Source organism: Microbacterium sp. SGAir0570 (genome assembly GCF_005491085.2).
GTDB classification, from domain to species: domain Bacteria; phylum Actinomycetota; class Actinomycetes; order Actinomycetales; family Microbacteriaceae; genus Microbacterium; species Microbacterium arborescens.
In genome coordinates, this window is the sequence record NZ_CP027929.1 from 972,372 (window position 1) to 996,217 (window position 23,846).

Here is a 23,846-nt window from a genome sequence, read left to right on the forward strand (position 1 = left end):
GATCGCGCGGATCCGAGGCATCCCGTCATCCGGTCAGTGGGCGACGAGCTCGGCCTCTTCGATACGGGCCCGCGTGACGCGCTTGCGGAAGACCCAGTACGTCCAGCCCTGGTAGAGCAGCACGAGGGGCAGGAAGATCACGGCTGCCCAGGTCATGATCGTCAGCGTGTAGTCGGTCGACGACGCGTTCTCGATCGTCAGGTTCCACGCGGGGTCGGTCGACGACGGCATCACATTCGGGAAGAGCGAGAGCCAGAGGGTCAGCACGGCGAACATCACGGTGCCGGCGCCTCCCGCGAAGGCCCACCCCTCGCGACCCCGGGCATTGGCGAGGATGGCTCCGATCAGCATGACGGCGGCCAGGGCGGCCGTCACGAACACGAGCGGCAGCAGCGGCGCCTGCGCCTGCATCGCCGACAGCACGGTCCAGGCGAGGAAGACGGCCGCGGCGACCAGGGTCAGCAGTCCCGACTTCGTCGCCAGGTGACGGGCCTGCTCGCGCACGTCCCCGTCGGTCTTGAGGGCGACGAAGTAGACCCCGTGGGTGAAGAACAGCAGCAGCGTGACGACGCCGCCGAGCAGGCCGTAGGGGTTCAGCAGCGTGAACAGGGTGCCGGTGAACTCCTTGTCTGCGTCGATCGGAACGCCCTGCACGATGTTGGCGACCGCGACGCCCCAGAGGAAGGCGGGGAGTGCCGAGCCCACCACGATCATGAGATCGAAGCGCTTGCGCCAGGTGGCGTCATCGCGCTGGTGGCGGTACTCGAACGAGACCCCGCGCAGGATCAGGGCGATGAGGATCAGGAGCAGCGGCAGGTAGAACCCGCTGAACAGGGTCGCGTACCACTCCGGGAACGCTGCGAACAGGCACGCGCCCGCCACGATCACCCAGGTCTCGTTGAGGTCCCAGACCGGGCCGATGGTGTTGATGATCTGGCGCCGCGAGACGTTGTCCTTCCCGAGGAAGGGCAGCGACATCCCGACACCGAAGTCGAACCCGTCGAGGACGAAGTAGCCCACGAAGAGCACTCCGACGATGAAGAACCAGACGTATGCGAGATCCATGACGTGCTCCTCAGTAGACGGTGGTCTGGGTGTGGGACGCCGAGTGGTTCTCGGCGTCGGTTGAGCCCGGCTCGGGCAGCGGGTCGGGGCCCTTCTGCGCGGCCTTGCGGATGAGGCCGAACTCGACGACGGCGAGCGAGGCGTACACCGCGGTGAACGCGATCAGCGAGATGAGGACCGTCCAACCGGGCACGTTCGGTGAGACGCCGTCCTCGGTCAGCATGAGGCTGAAGACGATCCAGGGCTGGCGGCCCATCTCGGTGAAGACCCAGCCGACGAGGCTGCCGAGAAGGGGGAGGGGAGCGGACCAGATGGCGACCTTCCACATCCACCGGGCGACGGGGCGCTGAGCCTTCTTGCGCGTGACCCAGAGGCCGGCGACCGAGATGAGGGTCGCGATGCCCCCGAAGCCGATCATCCAGCGGAACGACCAGTAGGTGACCCACACGATGGGGCGGTAGTCGACGCCCGCCCCGAAGGTCTCGGTGTACTGCGCCTGCAGGTCATTGAGGCCTTCGACGCACCCGTCGAAGCTATGGGTCGACAGGAACGACAGCAGGTACGGCACGCGCAGCGACCAGACCTCTTCGGTGCCGTCGGGGGTTCCGATGGAGAAGATCGAGAAGGACGCGTCAGCCCCGCAGGCACTGTTGAACATGGCTTCGGCCGCGGCCATCTTCATGGGCTGCGTCGCCACCATCACGAGGCTCAGCTGATCTCCCGAGAGTGCGACCCCGACGAACGAGACGATCATGCCCCACATGCCGAAGCGGAGGGCGGGACGCATCGTCTCGACGTGCTGCGCGCGCGAGAGGTGCCAGGCGGCGACCGCGATGACCACGGCAGCGGCGAACATCCAGGCGGCGAAGATCGTGTGCGGGAAAGCGGCCAGCACGATCGGGTTGGTCAGGACCGCGCCGAAGTCGATCAGTTCGGCCCGGCCGCCGTCGGCGGCGATCTGGTATCCGACCGGGTTCTGCATGAACGCGTTGGCGGCGAGGATGAAGTAGGCCGACAGGGTCGACCCGAGCACGACCATCCAGATCGAGAACAAGTGCAGCGCCTTGGGCAGCTTGTCCCAGCCGAAGATCCACAAGCCGATGAAGGTCGCCTCGAAGAAGAAGGCGAGGAGACCCTCGAAGGCCAGCGGTGCGCCGAAGATGTCGCCGACGAAACGGGAGTAGGCCGACCAGTTCATGCCGAACTGGAACTCCTGGACGATGCCGGTCACGACGCCCATGGCGAAGTTGATGAGGAAGATCTTGCCGAACAGGCGGGTCAGGTGCAGCCACTTCACGTTGCCGGTGCGGTGCCACACCGTCTGGAAGATCGCCACCACGAGAGCCATCCCGAGGGTCAGCGGCACGAAGAGGTAGTGGTACAGCGTCGTCAGACCGAACTGCCAGCGTGCCAGCAGGAGCGGATCGAGGAAGTCCATCGGGGCGTGCCTTTCGGGAGGCGAGGGTTTCGACAGGCTGAAGGTATCGAGTGTGGTTTTCCCCGGTCTCAGGGGCGGCCGGGAATAATGCTACGCGTGGTCAGACCACTAAGCAAGGTGCTGTCAGACCACAACACGCGGCTCCGATCGGCCGCGGCCGGCCCTCGGATGCTCCGGAGCCGCTTACGCTCGACCCATGGGGGAGCCGCTCGTCGACAGATTCGCCCGGGTTCACCGCGACCTGCGCATCTCGCTGACCGACCGCTGCTCGCTGCGCTGCACGTACTGCATGCCCGAGCAGGGCAACGAATGGCTCGCGCGGCAGAGCATCCTCACCCTGGATGAGATCGTCGAGGTCGCGACCGTCGCCGCAGCCGCGGGCATCACGACCTTCCGTCTCACCGGCGGGGAACCGCTGCTGCGCACCGACATCGTCGAGATCGTGCGGCGGCTCGCGGCCATCGCGTCGCCCGACGGCCCGATCGAGATCGCCATGACCACGAACGGCATCCGGTTGCCCGAGGTGCTGCCCGACCTCGTCGCCGCGGGGCTCGCTCGCCTGAACATCTCGCTCGACACCCTCGACCGGGAGCGGTTCCGAAACCTCACCCGTCGTGACCGCCTCGACGAGGTGCTCGACGGGGTGCGCGCGGCCCAGGCGTCCGGGCTCCGGCCGCTGAAGATCAACGCGGTCGCGATGCGCGGTGTCAACGACGACGAGCTCGCCGACCTTGTGGCCTTCGCCGTGGCGCACGACGCGCAGATGCGATTCATCGAGCAGATGCCGCTGGATGCCGGCCACACGTGGGACCGGTCGAGCATGGTCACGCGCGAGGAGATCCTCGAAGCGCTCGCGGCGCGCTGGAGCCTCGAGCCCGTCCCGGGGCGTGGCGGCGCGCCCGCGGAGCGGTGGCGGCTCGACGGCGGCCCGCACACGGTCGGCGTCATCGCATCGGTGACCGCCCCGTTCTGCGGCGCGTGCGACAGGATGCGGCTGACCGCCGACGGCCAGCTGCGCAACTGCCTCTTCTCGATCGACGAGTACGACCTGCTGCCGGTGCTGCGCTCCGAGACGCCGCCCGAGGCGCGAGCCGAGCGGATCGATCGTGTGCTCCGAAACTGCATCGCCGGCAAGAAGGCCGGTCACGCGATCGACGACCCGGGCTTCCTGCAGCCCGCCCGCGGGATGAACGCGATCGGCGGGTAGGCCGAGATCGCCGCTCAGGCGCGGGGTGGGGTCGCTTCGCGGTGGCGCGGTGAGATCAGGACCGCACCACCGGTCAGGCACGTCGCGGCGGCTGCGGCGAAGACGAGCGCCGGTCCGCCGCGGGGGAGCAGTGCGCCGATCGCTGCCGCGCCTATGGCCTGTCCGACCATGAAGGTCACGAACAGCAGTGCTGTGCCGGCGGCCGCGTGTACGGCATCGATCCGCGTCGTCCACCCGATGAGCGCTCCTGAAGCGGTGACGTACGCCCACCCGAACACGGCGCACGCACCGAGGGCGAGCGCCGTGTTCGTCGGGGTGGCGCCCACCGCGAGTGTCGACCCGGCGATGAGCCCCGCGCCGATCAGCCAGAGTGCCCGGGGGTGCAGGCCGGACACGAGCCGCGATGTCGCGATGACGGCGGCGCCGCCGCATCCGAGCACGATCCACGCCAGCACCGACTGCGTCTGCGACCCGCCCGCGTCGACCAGGACGGTGCGGCCGTAGTTCCAGATCGCCGACGCGCCGATTCCGAGAAGGACGGATGCCGCGATCGCCGAGCGATGCGCCGTCCACCACGCTCCCGGCGGAAGAAGGGGAGGCCGGCTCGCGCCTTCGTCTCCCGGCGCGCTGTTCCGTCGGCGATCGGCGATGAGGACGGCGATCCCCGCCGTCACGGTCGCGACTGCCGCGATCAGCCAGCACAGGCGCCAGTCGGGGGTGAGGGCGAGGGCGATGAAGCCTGCGATGACGAGGCCCGGGCCGGTCCCGGCGTTGACGATCGCCTGCGGCGTGCTCGACTCGCGCTCGGCGAACGTACGCGCCACCAGGCGCACGAGGGCGGGCGAGGCGAGCCCAGCGCCGGCGGAGGAGATCGCCGCAGCGGGGGCGAAGGTCGCCGCATCCGTCGCCGCCGCGATCCCGACGGCACCGCCGCCCGCCGTGAGGATCGCCGCGACGACGAGGAGGCGTGGATGTCGCTCGGCGGCGAGGAAGCCGACGAGCGCGGCGAGGGCGTAGACGATCGACCCCGCCGCCGAGACGAGGCCGGCCGCGGCGGTGTCGATGCCGAGGTCGGCGCTCATCTCGGGCAGGTGGAGTCCGAAGGCGAGGCGCACGAGGCCGTAGGTCGCCGCGATTAGCGCGACTCCGGAGGCGACGAGACCCCACTGCCGAAACAAGAACGACCGTTTCACTTTACCGAGCATAGAGTGCTGGCATGGGAATGCGGCCGCGGACGCAGGAGCGGATCCTCGATGCCGCCGAGGATCTCTTCTTCACTCAGGGCATCGCCGCGACTCCGATCGACGCCGTGCTGGCACGCGCGGGCGTGTCGGCGGCGACGCTCTACCGGGGGTACGCGAGCAAAGAGGCGCTGCTCGCGGCGGCGCTCGAGCGGCGGCAGCGGGCTTGGATCGAAACGTGGGACGCCGCCGTCGAGCGCGGCGCCGACGACGAGGAGCGGCTGCTCGCGGTGTTCGACGCGCTCGCGGCGTTCCGCGACGAGCCGCGCGGGTCGCGCTGGTGCGCCTTCCTCGGCGCGGCCGCCGAATATGCCGATCCGCCGCCGGAGGTGGCATCCGCCGTTCGCGCCGACACGGAGGGCATGCGGGCGCGGCTGACCGAGCTCGCTCGTCCGATCGCCGGGGCCGCCGCGGCCGAGCTCGCGGAGCGGCTGCTCCTCGTCGTCAGCGGCGACCTGGCGATGCGGCTGCGCGAGCGCGGTCACGACACCCAGCTGGCCCGCTCGACCGCGGCGCTGGTGATCGCGGCCGCCCGGGGCTGAGGCCGGACGAGGTCCGGGTGTCGACTCCGCCGGGCTCAGTCGTGGGCGGTCGCGGCGTGCAGCAGCTGGATGATGCACACCGACGGGTCGCACGAGGACCGCATGCCGTCGACGGCGAGGGGTCCGCCCGCCTCGGTGAGCACGCCCTGCAGCAGGCTCAGGTGAACGCTGCAGAGCACCTCGCGATGATCGGCCTGCGCCGTGGCGTGTGCGCAGGGGGTCAGGTCGACCGTCAGCGCGGAGTCGTCGATGATCGGGTCGAAGCCTTCGTCCTCGAGCTCCTCGACGAGGGCGTCGAGCTGGTGCAGTGCGCGGGTCTCGAGCACGTCGGGGACGTCGACGGTGAGGACGCGGCGCATGAGGTCGCCGCGCTGCGCGGCATCCCGCACCTTGCGGCGCTGGATGGCGCTGCGGGTCGCGTCTCCGTCGGCGGCGCTGTAGAGCACGCGGGGGCGTCCGCGGGTGGTGCGGTGCTCCTTCTCGGCGACGATGAAGCCGTCGGAGATCAGTCGGGCCAGGTGCTCGCGGATGGTGTTCGGGTGCAGGTCGGTGGCCTCTTGCAGTTCGAGGATCGTCCGGCGGGGCTGCTCCTGGATGAGGTGCAGGATCTCCACGCGGGAGTAGCTCGAGATGGCGCTGTATCCGACGGTCGCGGTGCTCATAGGACTCATTAAACACGGAAAACCGTCTGTGGTCTTACCACACCGTGAATTTCGTGGGTTTGCTGGCGCGTCCTAGGTGTGTGTGGCGCAAACCTCGGAGAAAACGACGAACCTCGGAGCCTGCCTGCGCGGGGCTCCGAGGTTCGCGTGGTTGTCCGAGTTGCGGATGCCGCGGCTCAGGCCTCCGGGGTCCAGGTCGACACGCGGGTGAGCTCGGCGATCTCGTCGGCCGTGAGCTCGACGCGCCCGCCGTCGAGCAGGCCCTGCACCTGCTCGAGGCGCGAGGCGCTCGCGATCGGCGCGACCACGGTCGGCTGCGAACGCAGCCATGCGAGCGCGGCCGAGGCGATCGAGACGTCGTGTGCGGCGCCGACGCGCTCGAGGGTGTCGATGATCTGCAGGCCCTGCGGCGTCGCGTACACGGCGGCGCCCTCGGCGCGCGGGGTGTTGTGGGCCGAGGCATCCGTCGACCGGTACTTGCCGGTCAGGAAGCCCTTCGCGAGGGCGAAGTAGGGGATGAGGCTGAGGTTCTCGCGCTCGGCGATCGGCACGATGGTCTCTTCGACCTCGTTGCGGTGCACGAGGTTGTAGTGCGGCTGGATGGCGACGGGGCGGGCGACGCCGGTCTCGTCGGCGATGCGCAGCCACTCCTCGATGCGCTCCGTGGTGTAGTTCGACACGGCGATGTGGCGAACCAGGCCGTCGGCGACGAGCTGGCCGAACGCGCCGACCGTCTCGTCGAGAGGGGTCTCCTCGTCGTCGAAGTGTGCGTAGTAGAGGTCGATCGCGTCGACGCCCAGCCGCTTCAGCGAAGCCTCGGCGGCGGCGCGGACGTTCGAGGCGGAGAGCCCGCGGAAGTCCGGATGCTGGCTGACCTTCGTCGCCACGACGACCTCGGGGCGGCTGCGTGCTGCGAGCCATTCGCCGATGATCGTCTCGCTCTCGCCCCCGCTGTGGCCGGGCGCCCAGGCGCTGTAGGAATCGGCGGTGTCGATGAAGTTGCCGCCGCCTTCGACGAACGCGTCGAGGATCGCGAACGACGCGTCGCGGTCGGCGGTCCAGCCGAAGACGTTGCCGCCGAGGGCGAGGGGGAAGACGGAGAGGTCGCTGTTTCCGATCGTGCTCATGGTGGGTTCAAGCGGTGGGGTCGGGCTGATATTCCGGCCCGGTGACGACGAAGCGCCAACTCCTCAGAATCCGACGTGAGGCGGTGTCTCGGGCCCCGTGAGGGGCGTTGAGGCTCGGATCTGAGGAGTTGGCGCGGTGCCTGTGTGCAGCTGTGTCAGCGCGTACGAGTCGAGCCGCGGCGCGAGACGGCGACGTAGATGCCGAGCACGATGATGGCACCGATGATCGAGCCGATGATGCCGGACGGCTGCAGGAAGCCGCCCTCAGGGCTGTGGTTGAAGATGAGGAATCCGAGGAATCCGCCGACGAACGAGCCGACGATGCCGAGCACGATGGTCATCAGGATGCCGATGTTCTGCTTGCCGGGGATGACGGCGCGCGCGATGAAGCCGGCGATCAGTCCGACGAGGATGAGGCCGAGGATCGTCCAGAGCATGGTGCTTCTTCTTTCTGTGCAGGAACAGGCGCCGGTCGGGCACCCGGGGCGGACGACAGGTTATGACTGCGCGGTCGGGATCACCGCGGCTCTTTCGCCCACTCCCGCCGTGGTTGTACTCTTGCGGGCCCGTGCGAGCCGCGAGCACGTACCCCCGCCGCGAGAACGCACCCGCGACGGTGTGCTTTCGGCGCGATGGTGCGTTCTCGCACGGGATCCGTCAGGCGAGTGCGTCCCGGAGCGCGGCGAGCCACGACGGGAACGCATCGAGGTGCGCGTCGTGGCTGCCGTCGGGGAGCGGCAGGATGCGGGTGCCCGGGCGCCGCGCGGCGAGCTCGGCCTGCTGCTCGGGGGAGAACATGCCGCGATGGGCGAACACCGCCGTCGTCGGCACCGCGAGGTCCTCCCACTCCGCCCACCGTGGTTCGTGCACCGCGGCGATCACGGCCTGCATGACGTCGGCGTCGAAGCGGGGCCGCAACCCCGAGGGCGTCTGCTCAAGGTCCGCGACCCAGGCCTCGGTGAGCGGCGAGTCACCGAGGAAGGCCCGCGCGGCGGCCGCATCGGCGAATGGGATCGGCCACGAGGCGAAGAAGGCGCCGAGGTCGGCGGCATCCTGTGGATCGGTGCTCCCGGCCGGATGCCCCTCCAGCAGGATCAGCCGACTGACCAGGTCGGGATGCCGGCTCGCGGTGAGCAACGCGGTGTGCGCGCCCATCGACTGCCCGACCAGTGCCACTCGCTCACCCGGCGCGAACCGCTCGAGCACGGCGACGACATCCGCAACGAAGGCGTCGCGGGAGAGGTCGTCGGGTCGCCGCGTGCTGCGGCCGTGACCGCGCTGGTCGAGCAGGAGCACCCGGTGCCCGTCGGTGAGCGCATCCGCCGTGGGCATGAGCTCGCGCGAGCTGCCTGCCAGCCCGTGCAGCAGCAGGACCGCAGGGCCGGTCCCTCCGGTCTCGGTCACCGCGAGCGAGACGCCGCCGCGGTGAATGATCGTGCGGCGGCGTTGCGTCATCCGTCCATTGTCCGGGTGCGGCGCCCTGCACATCACCGAGAACGCACCGTTGCCGCGAGAACATACCCCGCACGGTGCGTTCTCGGCGCGATGGTGCGTACTCGGCGCGAGCTAAGACCAGCGCAGGGGCGTGACCTCGCCGGTCTCCCAGTCGCGGCGGAGGATGCTGTACGCCACCGACCCCAGCGGCTCGGAACCCTCGACGGGCCACCCCTCGCGGTAGTAGGCCTCCTGCACCCAGCCGCATGCATCGAAGACGCGGCGCATCGCACGGTTGTCTTCGCGGGTCTGCCCCTCGAAGCGGTCGACCTCGGGCATGGTCGTGAAAACGTGGTCTGCCGCCGTCGCCAGCACGTCTTTCGCGAGGCCGCGGCCCCGCCACACCGACGCCAGCCGGAGATCGAACAGCGGTGCGCCGTCGCTGATCTCCTCGAGGCGGAAGAATCCGATGCGGCCGTGTTCGACATGGTCGATCCAGAACGAGTCGTTGTCGTCGTCGCGGAACCGCCCCGCGGCGATGCCCTCCTCGACCTGAGCGCGCGTCGGTCGGATTCCGACGTGGAACGGGAACACCTCGCCGGTCATGAACGCGATCAGTTCCTCGCGGTCGGCTCCCGCCGGGTCGATACGGACGAGCTCGATGGTGTCCACCCGAGGGGCGGTCCGGGAAGTCGCGAGGCTGTGTGTCTCTTCATCGTGCACCCCATCCACGCTAGTCGGACGGGGCGCGAGCGCCTGCAGTCAGAGGGCGTGGTGTTCCGCTCGCAGAAGCCAGTCACGAACGAGCGGGGCGACAGCGTCCGGGTGCTCGAGATGGACGTTGTGTCCCGCCCCGTCGACGACGACGAAGGTGCCGCGGACGTAATGGCCGGCGGTACCGAGCCCGTCTTCGAAACCGACGACGTGGTCTTGACGCCCGAAGACGTGCAGGCTCGGCGCCGTGAACGGGAGGTCGGTGCGTTCGGGAGCGTATCCAGCAGAGTACGACGAGGTGATCCGGTCGAGGACCTCCGTGTCGGCTCCCCGGATGCCGGGCAGCACGAACCTCTCGAACGCGCTCAGCGCTTCGGCGGTCTGCAGCACCGCCATCTCCGCGAAGTCGTCCCGAAACGAACCCGCTCGGGAGAGCACGGACTCGTTCGCCATGACGATCTCGCGCGGAGGTAGTCGCCTCTTGTCATGGTCGAGCTCGAACACGCCGGCGAGGGTCGCCAGCCCGCGGCACTGAGGCCGAAGCGCATGCGCCACGTGACGGGCGACCATCGCGCCGAACGAGTTGCCGACGATGGCGAAGGGCCCGCCCGCGGCGATGGTTTCAACCTCGTCGCGGACAGCGTCGGCGACCTCCCGAGGCGTGCTGACACCCTGATCGGTCGCGCCCTCCGCCCAGGGCAGATCGAGATAGATGCGCCGCCATGGGCGATCGGCTACCCAGTCCTCCAAGGGAAGCAAGATGCGGTGATCGACTCCGAACCCGTGCACCGCGATGAGCGGGACGCCCGAGCCGTGTTCCGCCGCGATCATCGCGGCTGCAGCGCGCCCGACTTCCACCCGAGGGCGGGAGCGACGTACTTCGCGAACGACTCGACGATGCGCAGGTTGAACTCGACGCCCAGCTGCGAGGGGATCGTCAGCATGAGGGTGTCGGCGCTCATGACCGCGGCATCCTGCATCAACTGCTCGACGAGCACGTCGGGCGCCGCGGCGTAGGTCTTGCCGAAGGTCGAGCGCATGCCGTCGATGTAGCCGATGCCGTCCTGGTCGTTGCTGCCGCCGAAGTACAGCTCGTCTTCGGCGGTCGTGATCGGGAAGACCGATCGGCTGACCGACGTGCGGGGCTCACCGGGATGCCCGGCTTCGCGCCACGCGGCGCGGAACGCGTCGAGCTGTCGGGCCTGGAGGATGTCGAACGGCGTGCCGTCGGCCTCGGTGAGGAGTGTCGACGACATCAGGTTCACGCCCATTCGGCCGGCCCACTCCGCTGTCTCGGTCGTTCCGGCGCCCCACCAGATGCGCGAGCGCAGGCCGGGGGAGTGCGGCTCGATCCGCTGCTTGCCGTTCCCGCCTCCGAACGGGCTGTTCGGGTCGCGCTCGGCGAGCCCCTCGCCCTCGATGGCGCGGAGGAAGGTGTCGAAGTGGTCGCGAGCGATGTCGGCGCCGCGGGGATCCTGCGAGCCGGTGTACCCGAACGCCTCGTACCCGCGGACGACGGTCTCGGGTGACCCGCGGCTGACGCCGAGGGCGAGCCGTCCGTCGGAGATGAGGTCGACCGCCGCCGCCTCCTCGGCGAGATACAGCGGGTTCTCGTATCGCATGTCGATGACGCCGGTGCCGATCTCGATATTCTTCGTCGTCGCGGCGATCGCGGCCAGCAGCGGCATCGGCGACGCCTGCTGCCGTGCGAAGTGGTGCACGCGGAAGTAGGCGCCCACGGCGCCGAGGTCGTCCATTCCCTGCGCGAGGTCGATCGCCTGACGCAGCGAGGCACCGGCGGTGAGCTCGCGACCGCCGCCGAGGGGACCGTAGTGACCGAACGAAAGAGTGCCGAAACGCTGCATGTCAAGCCGCAACGCCCGCGGCCCCGTTCGCATTCCCTCGTGCATAGGCTGGGCGAAACCGACCCCGGGAGGTGTCATGGTCCAGGTCCGCGTTCTCGGGGTCGCGCTCGATCCCGCTCAACAGCACGTCATCCTGCTCAAGCCCGTCGATGCCCTGTCGGATCGGGTGCTGCCGGTCTGGATCGGTTCGCAGGAGGCGACATCGATCCTCGTCGCTGTCGAAGGGGTCTCGCCGCCGCGGCCGCTCGCGCACGACCTCATGATCCGCCTGCTCGACGCGACCGATGCGACCGTCGACCGGGTCGAGGTCACCCGCATCGACGACGGCACGTTCTATGCGGAGGTGACGGTCACGGCCCTCACCGGATCGCGGGTCGTCGATGCCCGTCCCTCCGACGCGATCGCACTCGCCTCGCGCGCCGGGGCGCCGATCTTCGTCGCCGATGACGTGCTCGCCGAGGCGGGCATCCCCGACACCGTGAGCGAAGCGCCGGAGGGAGCCGAGACTCCCGAGGCGGCCGAGCAGCGCGTCGCGGAGTTCCGCGAGTTCCTCGACGACATCGACCCCGACGACTTCCGCGGCTGACGCGCCGGCCGACGGGGCCGCCGCAGCCGCATCCGATCCACATCCCCCGACGAAAGGAACACCCATGTCCCGCATCCTGATCATCGGAGGCCACGGCAAGGTCGCGCTGCGCCTGGAGCCGATCCTCGCCGAGCGCGGCGACACCGTCACGGCCGTCATCCGCAACCGCGACCACGAGGCGGATGTCGCCGCGACCGGCGCCACGCCGCTCGTCGCCGACGTCGAGTCGTTCGACGTCGAGCAGCTGACGAACCTGCTCAGCGGCAACGACGCGGTCGTCTGGGCCGCGGGAGCCGGGGGAGGGGATGCCGCCCGCACCTGGGCGGTCGACCGCGACGCGGCCATCCGCTCGATCGACGCCGCCGCGGCGGCCGGCATCCGCCGCTACGTCATGGTGTCGTACTTCGGCGCGGGGCCGGATCACGGCGTGCCCGAGGACGACTCCTTCTACGCCTACGCCGAGGCGAAGGCGGAGGCCGACGCCCACCTGCGCGAGAGCGGACTGGACTGGACGATCGTCGCGCCGAGCGCTCTGACGCTCGACGAGCCGACCGGCAGCATCACGGTCGGTGGTTCAGGCAAGGAGTCCGTTCCGCGTGGCGATGTCGCGGCGGTCATCGCCGCCGTCCTGTCCGAGCCCGCGACGGTCGGGCGGATGATCGAGTTCACGGGCGGCGACACCCCGATCGAGGCGGCGCTCACAGCCGACTGACGGCTTTTGTTAGGGTTGCCTTGCCTCATCGCGCTCGCCGCGAGATCGACCCGAGGAAAGGCCCCACATGCTGTCTCGTCCTGTCCGGCGCGCCCTGAGCGCCGTCGCCATCTCGGCCGCCGCGGCGCTCGTCGTCGCCGGATGCGCGGCGCAGCCCTCCGCGGCCGACACCTCTTCGGAGGCCAGCGTCGCCCCTCGCGCCGTCGAGCATGCCCGCGGCGTCACCGAGGTCCCCGAGCAGCCCCAGCGCGTCGTGACCCTCGAGCCCCTCGAACTCGACACCGCGGTCTCCGTCGGCATCACGCCGGTGGGGGCCGCGGTCGCGAGCAACGTCGCGGGAATCCCGGCGTACCTCGAGGTCGACGGAGTCGAACCGGTCGGCACGGTGCCCGAGCCCGACCTCGAGGCGATCGCCGCGCTCAAGCCCGACCTCATCCTCGGAACCGAGGCGCGCCACTCGAAGCTGTACGACCAGCTGTCGGCGATCGCTCCGACGGTCTTCATCGCGACGCAGGCCGATCCGTGGCGTGACAACGCCGAGCTGATCGGCCAGGCGCTCGGACGCGAGGACGAGGTCGCCGCGCAGATCGCCGCCGTCGACGACCGCTGCGCCGAGATCGGGGCTGCCCACGACCTCGCGGGCAAGACGGCACAGGTCATCCGGCCGCGCGACGAGACGACGCTCAGTCTGTACGGACCCGTGTCGTTCGCGGGCAGCCTGCTCGAGTGCGTCGGCTACGCGACGCCCGAGCACGACTGGGCCGACGGCCTGCAGGCCGACATCTCGCCCGAGAACATCCTCGACGCCCGCGCCGACGCGGTGTTCGTCACGGCATCCGACACGACCGATGCGTCCGCGATCCCGGCGGCGATCACCCAGAACGCGGATGCCTTCCCGTCGGTGACCCTCGTCGACACGAGCACCTGGGTGGCCGGCGTCGGCCCCCGCGGCGCTCAGAGCGTGCTGACCGACATCGAGCGCTTCCTCGACGGGCGGTGACCTCGAGAGCCGGACGCGCCGCGGCGGCGGCCGCGATCGCCCTGGCCCTGGTACTCGTCGTCGCGGCATCCCTCGCCGTCGGGGCGAATCCGCTGTCGCCGGGCACCGTCGCCGCGGTGCTGCGGGGCGAGGGCTCACCCGAGGCGACGTTCGTCGTGGCCGAGCTCCGGATCCCGCGGACGGTCGTGGGACTTCTCGCGGGCGCGGCGCTCGGAGTCGCCGGTGCGCTGATGCAGGCCTTCACGCGTAATCCGCTCGCCGATCCCGGCATCCTCGGCGTCAACGCCGGTGCGGCCCTCGCCGTGGCGCTCGGGATGGCGGTGCTCGGCGTGCGCGCGGCGTCGGGGACGGTGTGGTTCGCGTTCGTCGGAGCGCTCGCCGTCACCGTCGCCGTCTATGTCATCGGTTCGGGCGGACGCGGAGCCGCGGGCCCGATCCGGCTCACGCTCGCGGGCGTCGCCCTCGGCGCGGTGCTGTCGGGCATCACGACGGGCATCGTGCTGAGCGACCCCGATGCGTTCGACGCGATGCGCAGCTGGAACGCCGGGTCGCTGCTGGGTCGCGGCTGGGACACGATCGTGGCGGTCGCTCCCTTCATCGCCGTCGGGCTCGTGCTGGCGCTCGTGCTCGGCGCCGGGCTCAACGCCGTCGCACTGGGCGATGATGTCGCTCGTGCGCAGGGTGCGAACATCGCCGGTATCCGGATCGGCGTGATCATCGCGGTGACCCTGCTGGCAGGCGCGGCGACAGCACTCGCGGGACCGATCTCGTTCGTCGGGCTCATGGTGCCGCACATTGCCCGCTGGCTGTTCGGTGCCGATCATCGGGTGATCCTCGCCGTCAGCGCACTGCTGGCACCCGTCGTCGTGCTGGCGGCGGATGTCGTGGGGCGCGTGCTCATCGCGCCCGCGGAACTGCCGGTCGGCATCGTCACGGCGTTCGTCGGGGCTCCCATCCTCATCGCGCTCGCGCGCCGACGCCGGGCGAGCGCCCTGTGAGCGGCGGGCCGCGGATGCTGAGCCCGCGAGTCGGCGGCCTGCACGTGGTGCTGCGCCTGCGCAGCGTGGTCGTCGGGATCGCTGCCCTCGTCGTCGCGGCGGTGCTGCTGGTCGTCGCCCTCGGCGCCGGCACCTTCCCCGTCGCGCCGGGCGATGTCGTCGCGGCGCTGGCGGGCGCGGGTGACGATGCGCTCGTGCAGACCGTGGTCCGCGAATGGCGGCTGCCACGGGCAGTGGCGGCGCTCGGGGTGGGGGCGATCCTCGGGATCGCCGGGTCGCTGTTCCAGACCGTCACGCGCAATCCGCTGGCGAGTCCCGACATCCTGGGGCTTTCCAGCGGTGCCTTCACGGGCATGCTCGCCGCGCTGGTCCTGGTGTCGTCGAGCTGGCCGGTGCTCGTGGGCGGCTCGTTGATCGGTGCCCTCGCCACCGCCGTGGCGATCTGGGCGCTCGCCTGGCGCGGCGGCCTGCAGGGGTTCCGCCTCATCGTCGTCGGCATCGGCGTCTCGGCGATGCTCGCGTCGCTCAACACCTGGATGCTGCTGCAGATCGAGCTCGAGACGGCGATGTTCGCCTCCGCCTGGGGCGCAGGCAGTCTCAACGGCGTCACGGCTCCGGCGGTGGCCGGCGCACTGGCGTGCGCAGCGCCGTTCGTCGTCGCATCCTTCGCGCTCGTGCCGCGGCTGCGTCAGCTCGAGCTCGGCGACGACCTCGCGGCGGCGACGGGCGCCCGGCCGCATCTCGTCCGCACGCTCGCCCTGCTGGTCGGGGTCGTGCTGGTCGCGGCGGCGACGACCGTCGGCGGTCCGATCGCCTTCGTCGCTCTGGCGGCGCCGCAGGTGGCGCGCCTCATCGCGCGCACGCCCCACCTGTCGCTCGGACTCTCGGCCCTCATGGGGGCCGTGCTGCTGATCGCCTCCGACCTCATCGCGCAGCATCTGCTGCCCGCACCGCTTCCCGTCGGCGTCGTCACCGTCTCGCTCGGCGGCGCCTACCTCGTCCTCATGATCGTGCTGGAGGTCCGCCGCCGTGCCTGACCCGTTCCCCCCGGCGACATCGCTCGCCGCCGAGTCCGTGACCCTCGCCTACGACGGTGCGGATATCGTCCGCGATCTGTCGGTGCGGATCGAGCCCGGGTCGTTCACCGTCATCATCGGTCCCAATGCCTGCGGCAAGTCCACGCTTCTGCGCGGCCTGTCGCGTCTGCTCGCCCCTCGCGCGGGGAGCATCGTGCTCGACGGCCGCGCGATCACGGAGATGCCCGCGAAGGAGGTCGCTCGGCGGCTGGGCCTGCTGCCGCAGTCGGCGATCGCCCCGGAGGGCATCACGGTGCGCGAGCTGGTCGGACGCGGGCGCTACCCGTACCAGACCGTGTTCCGGCAGTGGTCCGCCGCCGACGACGTGGCCGTCGACGAGGCGCTGGCGGCGACCGGCACGACGCAGCTCGCCTCGCGCCCCGTCGAGGCATTGTCGGGGGGCCAGCGGCAGCGGGTGTGGGTCGCGATGGTCCTGGCACAGCAGACCGACCTGCTGCTGCTCGACGAGCCGACGACGTTCCTCGACGTGGCCCACCAGGTCGAGCTGATGGAGCTGTTCGCCGAGCTGAACGAGCGGGGCCGGACGATCGTCGCGGTGCTCCACGATCTGAACCATGCCGCCCGGTATGCGAGCCGCATCGTCGCGATGCGCGACGGGCGCATCCTCGCGGAGGGACCACCGGCGGAGGTGATCACGAGCCAGCGGGTGGAGGAGGTCTTCGGCCTCGCGAACATCGTCGTCGACGATCCGGTCACGGGCGGTCCGCTCGTCGTGCCGCTCCGCGCACGTCGGCCCGGGGCTGTGACGGGGGAGGAGACGCCGTGAGCGGCGAGCGTCTCTGGGCCTACAGTGCCTTCGTCGTCGAGGTCGCCGCCGTGGCCCGGCTCAGCCCCGGCTTCATCCGCATCACCCTTCGCGGCGAGGCACTGGCGAACTTCGCACCGTGGGGCCTCGACCAGCGCATCAAGATCGTGTTGCCGATGTCGGGGCGCCCGCACCCGGGCCTCGCCGAGTTCGGCCTGCTCGACGAGCCGACCCCGCACCCCTCCGACTGGTATGCGCGGTGGAAGGCGCTCGACGAGGACGACCGCAACGTGCTGCGCACCTATACGCCGTCGGCGATCCGCGTCGCCCAGCGGGAGATCGACGTCGACTTCTTCCTGCACGAGCCCATCGGGCCCGCCTCGGCATGGGCCCTGGCCGCCCGACCCGGCGACCCCCTCGTCATCACGGGACCCGACGTGCGGATGGGGTGGACGGGATACGGCATCCACTGGACGCCCGGCGAGGCGAGCCGGTTCCTCCTCGTGGGCGACGAGACGGCCTTCCCCGCCCTGCGGAACATCGTCGACTCGCTGCCCGAGGAGACGCAGCCGCACGTGATCGCGGGCGTGGCGGACGCCGCCGACGACCTCGTCACCGACGCGCTCGCCGATCGCGCGCTCGTGACGCGTGTCGAGCACCGCGCCGGCGACGACGGCCTCGCCCTCGCTGTGCGGTCGTGGGCCGAAACACACGGCGCCACCGCGGCCGCCGATCCGGGGTTCGCGGTGTGGCTCGCCGGCGAATCGGGCGTCGTCACCGGCATCCGTCGCTTCCTCACCACCGAGGTCGGCATCCCGAGGGAGCGCATCTCGTTCCTCGGGTACTGGCGGCACGGCGGTCCGCTCGTCGGCTGACGCCCTCGATACGCTGACGGGATGACCCCGCGCGACCTTCCCGGCGGCGCCGTGCTGCGCGCCGCCCGCCCCGGTGACGAGACCGGCATCCTGGCCTGCATCCACGCCCTCGCCGTCTACGAGCGTGAGCCGGATGCCGTCGAGAACACCGCCGAGATGCTGACCGAGACGCTGTTCGGGACAGAGCCTCGCGCCTTCTGCCACGTGGTCGAGCGCGAGGGCGACATCGTGGGGATCGCGATCTGGTTCCTCACCTATTCGACCTGGACGGGGCGCCATGGCATCTGGCTCGAAGACCTCTTCGTCGACGAATCGCAGCGGGGCAGCGGCTACGGCAAGGCGCTGATCGCGTCGCTCGCCGAAGTCTGCGTCGAGCGCGGATACTCGCGGCTCGAGTGGACCGTCCTCGACTGGAACGCCCCCTCTATCGCGTTCTACCGCTCGATCGGTGCCGAGCCGATGTCGGAGTGGACGACGCAGCGCCTCACCGGCGATGCGCTGCACGCGCTCGCGGGCTGAGTACCTCCTTGCCCCTCGGGGCGCCCCGCGTCAATCCCGACGACGCAGTCGGAGCACGCTCGTAGGGTGGAGGCATGGCAGATCAGATCCACGTTCCGAACGTGTCCCTCAACTCCGGCTTCGAGATCCCGCAGCTCGGCTACGGCGTCTTCAAGGTCGACCCGGCCGAGACCGAGCGTCTCGTCTCCGAGGCCTTCGAGGCGGGCTACCGCCACATCGACACCGCTGCGATCTACGGCAACGAGGAGGGCGTCGGCCGGGCCATCGCGGCCAGCGGCATCCCGCGTGACGAGCTGTTCATCACCACGAAGCTCTGGAACGACCGTCAGGGCGGGGACGAGCCCCGCAAGGCCCTCTCGGAGAGCCTCGAGAAGCTCGGACTCGATCACGTCGACCTGTACCTCGTGCACTGGCCGGCTCCCGCCAACGGCAACTACGTCAATGCGTGGCAGAAGCTCATCGAGCTGCGCGACGCGGGCCACACCCGCTCGATCGGCGTCTCGAACCACCTCGTCGAGCACCTCGAGAAGATCCACGCCGAGACCGGCGTGCTCCCCGCTGTGAACCAGATCGAGCTGCACCCGGCCTACCAGCAGAAGGAGGTCGTCGACTGGGCGACCGACAAGGGCGTGCGCATCGAGTCGTGGGGTCCCCTCGGCCAGGGCAAGTACGATCTCTTCGGCGCCGAGCCGGTCGCCGAGGCGGCTGCCGCGCACGGGAAGAGCCCCGCTCAGGTCGTGCTTCGCTGGCACCTGCAGCGTGGCTTCATCGTCTTCCCCAAGACGGTCAGCCGCGAGCGCATGGTCGAGAACGCGTCACTGTTCGACTTCGAGCTCACGACGGCTCAGGTCGACGCGATCTCGGCCCTCGACCCGGGCGACGGGTCGGGCCGTGTGAGCGCGCACCCCTCCGAGGTGAACTGACCTCGGCCCCGATCGGGGTTCGGCTTCGGGCGCAGTTCTCAGCATCCCGCGCAGATCGTTCTGTGGCGGATGCCGGGGACTGCGCCCGATCCGCGCCCGGCCGCGGGTTTCGTAGGCTGGAGGCGTGGCATCCGTTCTCAACGTCTCGGCGTACCTGTTCACGCACATCGCCGACCCCGCCGAGTTGCGTGACGTGCTGCGCGAGCGTGCCCTGGGAGCGGGACTCAAGGGCACGATCCTGCTGGCCGAGGAGGGCATCAACCTCTTCCTCGCCGGTGCCGAGACCGCTGTTCGGGGCTTCCTCGACGACCTGCGCGCCGACGCCCGCTTCGCGGCGCTGACGGCGAAGGAGAGCTGGTCGGGCGACCAGCCGTTCGGCCGGATGCTGGTGAAGGTGAAACGCGAGATCATCCGCATGGACCGTCCCGCCATCCGGCCCGCCGCCGAGCGCGCGCCCAGCGTGTCGCCCGATGACCTGCGGCGCTGGCTCGACCAGGGCCACGACGACGCCGGGCGCGAGGTCGTTCTTCTCGACACCCGGAACGCCTTTGAGGTCGACTACGGCACGTTCGCGGGAGCCGTCGACTGGCGGATCGAGCGCTTCACGCAGTTCCCGGATGCCGCGTCCGCGCACCGCGATCAGCTCGAGGGCAAAACGGTCGTCAGCTTCTGCACGGGCGGCATCCGCTGCGAGAAGGCCGCGATCGTCCTGCGCGAGGAGGGGGTCGACGCCTACCAGCTCGAAGGCGGGATCCTCGGCTACTTCGAGCACGAGGGCGGCGCGCACTGGAACGGCGAGTGCTTCGTCTTCGATGAGCGCGAGGCCCTCGCCCCCGACCTGTCGGCGCGGCGCTGACCGTGGCGCGGATCGTCGTCCTCACCGGCGCCGGCATCTCCGCCGAGTCGGGCATCCGCACGTTCCGGGCCGTCGACGGGCTCTGGGAGGACCACCGCATCGAGGATGTCGCGACTCCCGAGGGCTATGCGGCCGACCCGGCTCTCGTCCACGCGTTCTACGACGAGCGTCGTCGCGCGGCGGCCGCCGCGGAGCCCAACGCGGCGCATCTCGCCCTCGCCGGCCTCGAAGCACGGCGGCCGGGCGATGTGCTCATCGTCACGCAAAACATCGACGACCTGCACGAGCGGGCCGGGTCGACGCGCGTCAGCCACATCCACGGCGAGCTCGGGTCGGCGCTCTGCGAGGCGTGCGGAGAGCGGATGCCGTGGCACGGCGACCTCGCCGGAGGGCCGCGCTGTCCCTCATGCGGGGCCCGGGCGCTCCGCCCCGACGTGGTCTGGTTCGGCGAGGCGGTGTACGGGCTCGACGACATCTTCGACGCGGTGGCGCTGTGCGAGCAGTTCTGGGTGATCGGCACGTCGGGGGCGGTCACGCCCGCGGCATCCCTCGTCGCGGTTGCGGCGGAAGCCGGGGCTCGCACCGCTCTGCTGAATCTCGATGCCCATGACGACCTGCGCCTGTTCGACGACGTCGTGCTCGGGCCGGCGACGGTGACCGTTCCCGAGTGGGTCGCCCGCTTCTGACGGAGGTCGCGGGCGCGTCGGAGGTCGGCGGTAGCGTCGTGGCATGGAACCGCACCGGCTCACCCGTGAGCAAGCCCGTCGCATCATCGTGCGGGCGCAGCTGCTCGAGGCCGACCGGCCCGGCGACGTCGTCGAGGTGGCCGAGCAGATCGGGGCGATCAAGATCGATCCGACGGCCGTCATCGCGCCAAGCGAGCAGGCGATCCCGTGGACGAGGATCGGCTGGGGCTACGAGCCCGGGCAGCTGACGAAAGCCGTCGAAGACGACCGGCAGCTCTTCGAGTACGCCGGCTCGTTCCACCCCGCGAGCATGCTTCCGGCGATGCGGGTGCGGATGCGGATGCGTCCCGTGCGCGAGAGCACCGCGGCGTGGCTCGAGGCCAACAGCGCTTTCCGGGCCGACGTGCTGGCGCGCCTGCGCGCTGACGGACCGCTGCTGGCTGCCGACATCCCCGACACGGCTGCTGTGCCCGCCGGCAACGACAGCGGCTGGTACAGCGACAACCAGGTGCCGCGGATGCTCGATCTGCTCGAACGACTCGGCGAGGTCGCGGTCGTCGGGCGTGCCGGCCGACTGCGCCGCTGGGACGTCGCCGAGCGGGCACGCGGCCCCGAGCCCGACGACCTGACCTACGACGAGGCCGGCGCGATGCTCGACGAGCGACGGCTGCAGGGAGCGGGACTCGCGCGGCAGAAGTCGTCGTGGTCGGGGGTGGGGCTGGCCGGTGAGCCGGCCGTCGTCGAGGGGAGCGCGTGGAAGTGGCGAGTCGACCCGCGGGCGCTCGAGGCCATCGACGACGACCCCGGGGGGAGGGTGGCGATCCTCAACCCGTACGACGGGATGCTGTTCGACCGGCCGCGACTGATCGAGGCGTTCGACTTCACCTACAAGCTCGAGCAGTTCGTGCCGAAGGCGCAGCGCGTGTACGGCTACTTCGCGCATCCGATCCTGTGCGGCGACCGGTTCATCGGTCTTCTCGACGCGGCCCTCGACAAAGCGAAGGAGAACCTCGTCGTCGCGGCGCTGCACGAGCTCGTGCCCTGGGAAAGCGAAGAGCGCGAGATGGTCGAGGCGGAGATCAGCGACCTCGCCGAGTGGCTCGGCGTGTCGGTGCGCGGGCTCGACTGACCCCGACCGCCGGGCCTACCAGCCGACCGCCGAGGTCGCAAGTCGCTCGCGACGGCGCCGGCGACGGCGAAGCATGAAGGCAGCCCCGCAATCGAAACGAAAGGAGCCGCCCATGGCTCGCATCATCGAGACCATCGACGTCGACGTTCCCGTCTCCGTCGCCTACAACCAGTGGACGCAGTTCGAGTCGTTCCCGCACTTCCTGAGCTTCGTCGAGTCGGTCACCCAGCTCGACGACGGCACGACCCACTGGAAGGTGAAGATCGGCGGGGCCGAGCGCGAGTTCACCGCCAAGATCACCGAACAGCACCCCGACGAGCGCGTCGCCTGGAACAGCGTCGGCGGCAAGGACGAGCACGCCGGCGTCGTGACCTTCCACAAGCTCAGCGACAACGAGACGCGCGTCACGGTCCAGCTGGACTGGAAGCCCGAGGGCTTCGTCGAATCGGTCGGTGCCGCCATCGGCATCGACGACCACGCCGTGAAGAAGGACCTCACGCGCTTCAAGGAGTTCATCGAGTCGCGCGGCACCGAGACCGGTGCCTGGCGCGGCGACATCGAGAACTGACCCCGGCGCTCACGCATACGACGAGAGGCCCCTCCGTTCGGCGGAGGGGCCTCTCGTCGTATGCGTGAGCGGACGCGGGGTGGCTGCCGCTCAGCTGCTGAGCTTGCGCAGCGCCGAACGCTTGTGCGCCGCCTGATCGCCGCTCTTCTCCGACTCGACGATGAAGGCCGGCTCGTCGGCGGATGCCGTGAACTTCTGACCCGCGAACTGGAAGTCCTTCTCCTTCTTCTCGACGATCTTCCCCTGCGTCCGCCCCTGAGAGGTGTCCCAGCTCACGCGGTCGCCCTTCGACAGTTCCTGAGCCATCCCGGCTCCTTCCGTTGTGCTTCGGTTGCCGCGATACTGTCGCCCGGCGGTGCCGGGCGAGAAGTCGTTGACACACCGGGGTCGGATGCGCCAGCACTCCCGCCAGGCGCCCGCAGCCTGCGAGACTGCGGGCATGCGCACGATCGTCATCACGGGAGCCAGCGACGGAATCGGGGCGGCCGCCGCGCGGCGTCTCGCGCGAGAAGGGCACCGCGTCGTGCTCGTCGGGCGCTCGCCGGAGAAGACCCGGGCTCTCGCGAGCGAGCTCGACGCGCCGTACCACCTGGCCGACTACGCCGAGCTCGCTCAGGTGCGGCGTCTGGCCGACGAACTGCTCGAGGCCTATCCGCGCATCGACGTGCTCGCCAACAACGCCGGCGGCATCTTCGGTCCGCGCGCCCTCACCGTCGACGGCTACGAGCAGACCTTTCAGGTCAATCACCTCGCCGGCTTCCTGCTGACGAACCTGTTGCTGGAGCGGCTCATCGAGAGCGAAGCATCCGTCGTCCAGACGGCCAGCGTGGCGGCTCGCCTGTTCTCGCGGTTCGACGCGACCGACCTGAACGCGGCGAAGCGCTACTCGGGGCGCATCGCCTACGGCAACGCCAAGCTCGCCGACATCCTGTTCACGCGCGAACTGCAGACCCGCTTCGGCGATCAGGGCATCTCGGCGGCCGCCTTCCACCCCGGCGTGGTCGCGACGCAGTTCGCCGCGAACGTGCCCGGTCCGCTCCGATGGGTCTACCACAACCCGCTCGCGCGGCGGCTGCTCACCACGACCGACGAGGGCGGCGCGCGCCTGGTCTTCCTTGCCGACGGAGTCCCGAATCGCGATTGGGTGCCCGGCGCGTACTACGAGAACGACCGCCCGACCCGGTCGCACCGCAACGCGACCGACCCCGATCTCGCCCGCGAGCTCTGGGATCGCAGCGCCGAGATGGTCGCCCTCGCCGGCTGACCTGCCGGCGCCGAGCACGCACCGTCGCGCCGAGCACGCACCGCACACCGTGCACTGTCGCCGGGATGGTGCGTGCTCGGCGGGAGATGCGCAAGGGGGTCGGGCGGGGCGTGCGGGGGCACGTACCGTGGGGGCGAACGGGAGGACGACATGGTCGACAAGCGCAACGAGCCCCACGGACCCGAGCAGATGCCGGACCGCCACCCCCGGCCCGATCCCACCGATCTGACCAATCAGGCCAGCTTCCGACACGGATCGGCCTCGCGGTGGCTCGTGCCCGCGGGCGTCCTGGCCGCGGTAGCGATCGTCCTCTACGTGCTGGCGTTCCAGCTGCAGACGGCGCTGCCCGCCATCGGCATCCTCTTCGCCGTGATCGGCTGGGCGATGATGGTCGTCGCCGCCCGGTCATCGGCCGACGCGCCCGTGCGCAACCGGCGCCTGGCTCTCGCGATGGCGATCCTCGCCGTCGGCATCCTCGCGATCTTCATCCTGATCTACATCACCGAGACCCTCTAGCCCGGCCCTGCTCTCGCCGAGAACGCACCTCCGCTCCGAGCACGCACCATGCAGTGAGCGTGCTCGCGTCGCGGGTG

28 protein-coding genes are annotated in these 23,846 nt (G+C 70.4%); 17 read left to right on the forward strand and 11 right to left on the reverse strand.

Translation table 11 applies throughout. From position 1 onward, the window contains the following. Positions 1 to 33: 33 nt before the first annotated feature. Together cydB and C1N74_RS04545 are read right to left on the reverse strand one after the other, a co-directional pair. Positions 34 to 1,065 (reverse strand): cytochrome d ubiquinol oxidase subunit II, encoded by a 1,032-nt coding sequence (gene cydB, locus C1N74_RS04540; RefSeq protein ID WP_137750072.1) that lies wholly within the window; start codon positions 1,063 to 1,065, stop codon positions 34 to 36. A gap of 10 nt (positions 1,066 to 1,075) precedes the next feature. After that, the gene (locus C1N74_RS04545; RefSeq protein WP_137750073.1) at positions 1,076 to 2,503 is read right to left on the reverse strand and encodes a cytochrome ubiquinol oxidase subunit I; all 1,428 of its coding nucleotides are present in this window, start codon (positions 2,501 to 2,503) and stop codon (positions 1,076 to 1,078) included. A gap of 196 nt (positions 2,504 to 2,699) precedes the next feature. Here C1N74_RS04545 and moaA point away from each other — a divergent pair, with 196 nt between their 5' ends. Beyond that, positions 2,700 to 3,710 (forward strand): GTP 3',8-cyclase MoaA, encoded by a 1,011-nt coding sequence (gene moaA / locus C1N74_RS04550; RefSeq protein ID WP_023951975.1) that lies wholly within the window; start codon positions 2,700 to 2,702, stop codon positions 3,708 to 3,710. 14 nt (positions 3,711 to 3,724) lie between these two features. Here the strand turns inward: moaA and C1N74_RS04555 are convergent, their stop codons facing one another. Next, on the reverse strand, positions 3,725 to 4,903 hold the full coding sequence (locus C1N74_RS04555; RefSeq protein ID WP_181405580.1) for an MFS transporter: 1,179 nt from the start codon (positions 4,901 to 4,903) through the stop codon (positions 3,725 to 3,727). 23 nt (positions 4,904 to 4,926) lie between these two features. Between C1N74_RS04555 and C1N74_RS04560 the strand changes: the two genes are divergently transcribed. Next, positions 4,927 to 5,493, forward strand: a complete 567-nt coding sequence (locus C1N74_RS04560; protein WP_103841036.1) for a TetR/AcrR family transcriptional regulator — start codon at positions 4,927 to 4,929, stop codon at positions 5,491 to 5,493. Positions 5,494 to 5,528: 35 nt separating this feature from the next. Here the strand turns inward: C1N74_RS04560 and C1N74_RS04565 are convergent, their stop codons facing one another. The 7 genes from C1N74_RS04565 to C1N74_RS04595 form a co-directional block, all read right to left on the reverse strand. Further along, positions 5,529 to 6,155 (reverse strand): metalloregulator ArsR/SmtB family transcription factor, encoded by a 627-nt coding sequence (locus C1N74_RS04565; RefSeq protein WP_071918395.1) that lies wholly within the window; start codon positions 6,153 to 6,155, stop codon positions 5,529 to 5,531. 176 nt (positions 6,156 to 6,331) lie between these two features. Continuing rightward, complete coding sequence (locus C1N74_RS04570) at positions 6,332 to 7,282, reverse strand: aldo/keto reductase (RefSeq protein WP_137750075.1); 951 nt, start codon at positions 7,280 to 7,282, stop codon at positions 6,332 to 6,334. 155 nt (positions 7,283 to 7,437) lie between these two features. Continuing rightward, positions 7,438 to 7,719 (reverse strand): GlsB/YeaQ/YmgE family stress response membrane protein, encoded by a 282-nt coding sequence (locus C1N74_RS04575; RefSeq protein WP_023951967.1) that lies wholly within the window; start codon positions 7,717 to 7,719, stop codon positions 7,438 to 7,440. 220 nt (positions 7,720 to 7,939) lie between these two features. Then, on the reverse strand, positions 7,940 to 8,737 hold the full coding sequence (locus C1N74_RS04580; protein ID WP_137750076.1) for an alpha/beta fold hydrolase: 798 nt from the start codon (positions 8,735 to 8,737) through the stop codon (positions 7,940 to 7,942). Between the two features lie 111 nt (positions 8,738 to 8,848). Then, positions 8,849 to 9,388 carry a GNAT family N-acetyltransferase gene (locus tag C1N74_RS04585; RefSeq protein ID WP_240482613.1) on the reverse strand — a complete coding sequence of 180 codons (540 nt, stop codon included), beginning with the start codon at positions 9,386 to 9,388 and terminating at the stop codon, positions 8,849 to 8,851. Between the two features lie 90 nt (positions 9,389 to 9,478). Continuing rightward, positions 9,479 to 10,261: an alpha/beta fold hydrolase gene (locus tag C1N74_RS04590; RefSeq protein WP_103841030.1), complete on the reverse strand. Its 783-nt coding sequence runs from the start codon at positions 10,259 to 10,261 to the stop codon at positions 9,479 to 9,481. Further along, positions 10,258 to 11,295 carry an LLM class flavin-dependent oxidoreductase gene (locus tag C1N74_RS04595; protein WP_023951959.1) on the reverse strand — a complete coding sequence of 346 codons (1,038 nt, stop codon included), beginning with the start codon at positions 11,293 to 11,295 and terminating at the stop codon, positions 10,258 to 10,260. Before C1N74_RS04595 ends, C1N74_RS04590 begins: the two co-directional genes overlap by 4 nt. A 76-nt stretch (positions 11,296 to 11,371) precedes the next feature. Here C1N74_RS04595 and C1N74_RS04600 point away from each other — a divergent pair, with 76 nt between their 5' ends. The 13 genes from C1N74_RS04600 to C1N74_RS04660 all read left to right on the forward strand — a co-directional run bounded on the left by C1N74_RS04600 (position 11,372) and on the right by C1N74_RS04660 (position 21,989). Continuing rightward, positions 11,372 to 11,881, forward strand: a complete 510-nt coding sequence (locus C1N74_RS04600; protein WP_023951957.1) for a bifunctional nuclease family protein — start codon at positions 11,372 to 11,374, stop codon at positions 11,879 to 11,881. A gap of 64 nt (positions 11,882 to 11,945) precedes the next feature. Beyond that, positions 11,946 to 12,593 (forward strand): SDR family oxidoreductase, encoded by a 648-nt coding sequence (locus C1N74_RS04605; protein ID WP_023951955.1) that lies wholly within the window; start codon positions 11,946 to 11,948, stop codon positions 12,591 to 12,593. Positions 12,594 to 12,660: 67 nt separating this feature from the next. Beyond that, positions 12,661 to 13,593, forward strand: coding sequence for an iron-siderophore ABC transporter substrate-binding protein (locus C1N74_RS04610; protein ID WP_137750077.1), 933 nt, complete (start codon positions 12,661 to 12,663; stop codon positions 13,591 to 13,593). Beyond that, positions 13,590 to 14,591: an iron ABC transporter permease gene (locus tag C1N74_RS04615; protein WP_137750078.1), complete on the forward strand. Its 1,002-nt coding sequence runs from the start codon at positions 13,590 to 13,592 to the stop codon at positions 14,589 to 14,591. The genes C1N74_RS04610 and C1N74_RS04615 overlap by 4 nt, the downstream gene beginning before the upstream one ends. A 14-nt stretch (positions 14,592 to 14,605) precedes the next feature. Then, on the forward strand, positions 14,606 to 15,628 hold the full coding sequence (locus C1N74_RS04620; protein WP_137750079.1) for an iron chelate uptake ABC transporter family permease subunit: 1,023 nt from the start codon (positions 14,606 to 14,608) through the stop codon (positions 15,626 to 15,628). Further along, on the forward strand, positions 15,621 to 16,454 hold the full coding sequence (locus C1N74_RS04625; RefSeq protein ID WP_023951947.1) for an ABC transporter ATP-binding protein: 834 nt from the start codon (positions 15,621 to 15,623) through the stop codon (positions 16,452 to 16,454). The genes C1N74_RS04620 and C1N74_RS04625 overlap by 8 nt, the downstream gene beginning before the upstream one ends. Then, on the forward strand, positions 16,451 to 17,308 hold the full coding sequence (locus tag C1N74_RS04630) for a siderophore-interacting protein (protein WP_023951945.1): 858 nt from the start codon (positions 16,451 to 16,453) through the stop codon (positions 17,306 to 17,308). The genes C1N74_RS04625 and C1N74_RS04630 overlap by 4 nt, the downstream gene beginning before the upstream one ends. 21 nt (positions 17,309 to 17,329) lie before the next feature. Further along, positions 17,330 to 17,827, forward strand: coding sequence for a GNAT family N-acetyltransferase (locus tag C1N74_RS04635; protein WP_023951943.1), 498 nt, complete (start codon positions 17,330 to 17,332; stop codon positions 17,825 to 17,827). Between the two features lie 74 nt (positions 17,828 to 17,901). Beyond that, the gene (locus C1N74_RS04640; protein ID WP_023951941.1) at positions 17,902 to 18,750 is read left to right on the forward strand and encodes an aldo/keto reductase; all 849 of its coding nucleotides are present in this window, start codon (positions 17,902 to 17,904) and stop codon (positions 18,748 to 18,750) included. Positions 18,751 to 18,874: 124 nt separating this feature from the next. Further along, positions 18,875 to 19,606 carry a sulfurtransferase gene (locus C1N74_RS04645; RefSeq protein ID WP_071918390.1) on the forward strand — a complete coding sequence of 244 codons (732 nt, stop codon included), beginning with the start codon at positions 18,875 to 18,877 and terminating at the stop codon, positions 19,604 to 19,606. A gap of 2 nt (positions 19,607 to 19,608) precedes the next feature. Continuing rightward, positions 19,609 to 20,292, forward strand: a complete 684-nt coding sequence (locus C1N74_RS04650; protein WP_137750080.1) for an NAD-dependent deacylase — start codon at positions 19,609 to 19,611, stop codon at positions 20,290 to 20,292. Between the two features lie 43 nt (positions 20,293 to 20,335). Further along, on the forward strand, positions 20,336 to 21,421 hold the full coding sequence (locus C1N74_RS04655; protein WP_114598557.1) for a DNA glycosylase AlkZ-like family protein: 1,086 nt from the start codon (positions 20,336 to 20,338) through the stop codon (positions 21,419 to 21,421). 112 nt (positions 21,422 to 21,533) lie between these two features. After that, positions 21,534 to 21,989 carry an SRPBCC family protein gene (locus C1N74_RS04660; RefSeq protein ID WP_023951935.1) on the forward strand — a complete coding sequence of 152 codons (456 nt, stop codon included), beginning with the start codon at positions 21,534 to 21,536 and terminating at the stop codon, positions 21,987 to 21,989. Between the two features lie 90 nt (positions 21,990 to 22,079). On the opposite strand, the gene C1N74_RS04665 is transcribed toward C1N74_RS04660, so the two are convergent. Continuing rightward, positions 22,080 to 22,295, reverse strand: coding sequence for a DUF2945 domain-containing protein (locus C1N74_RS04665; protein WP_023951934.1), 216 nt, complete (start codon positions 22,293 to 22,295; stop codon positions 22,080 to 22,082). 133 nt (positions 22,296 to 22,428) lie between these two features. Between C1N74_RS04665 and C1N74_RS04670 the strand changes: the two genes are divergently transcribed. Both C1N74_RS04670 and C1N74_RS04675 read left to right on the forward strand, forming a co-directional pair. Continuing rightward, positions 22,429 to 23,253 (forward strand): SDR family NAD(P)-dependent oxidoreductase, encoded by an 825-nt coding sequence (locus tag C1N74_RS04670; protein WP_137750081.1) that lies wholly within the window; start codon positions 22,429 to 22,431, stop codon positions 23,251 to 23,253. Between the two features lie 150 nt (positions 23,254 to 23,403). Then, positions 23,404 to 23,769 carry a hypothetical protein gene (locus C1N74_RS04675; RefSeq protein WP_023951932.1) on the forward strand — a complete coding sequence of 122 codons (366 nt, stop codon included), beginning with the start codon at positions 23,404 to 23,406 and terminating at the stop codon, positions 23,767 to 23,769. Positions 23,770 to 23,846: the final 77 nt, after the last annotated feature.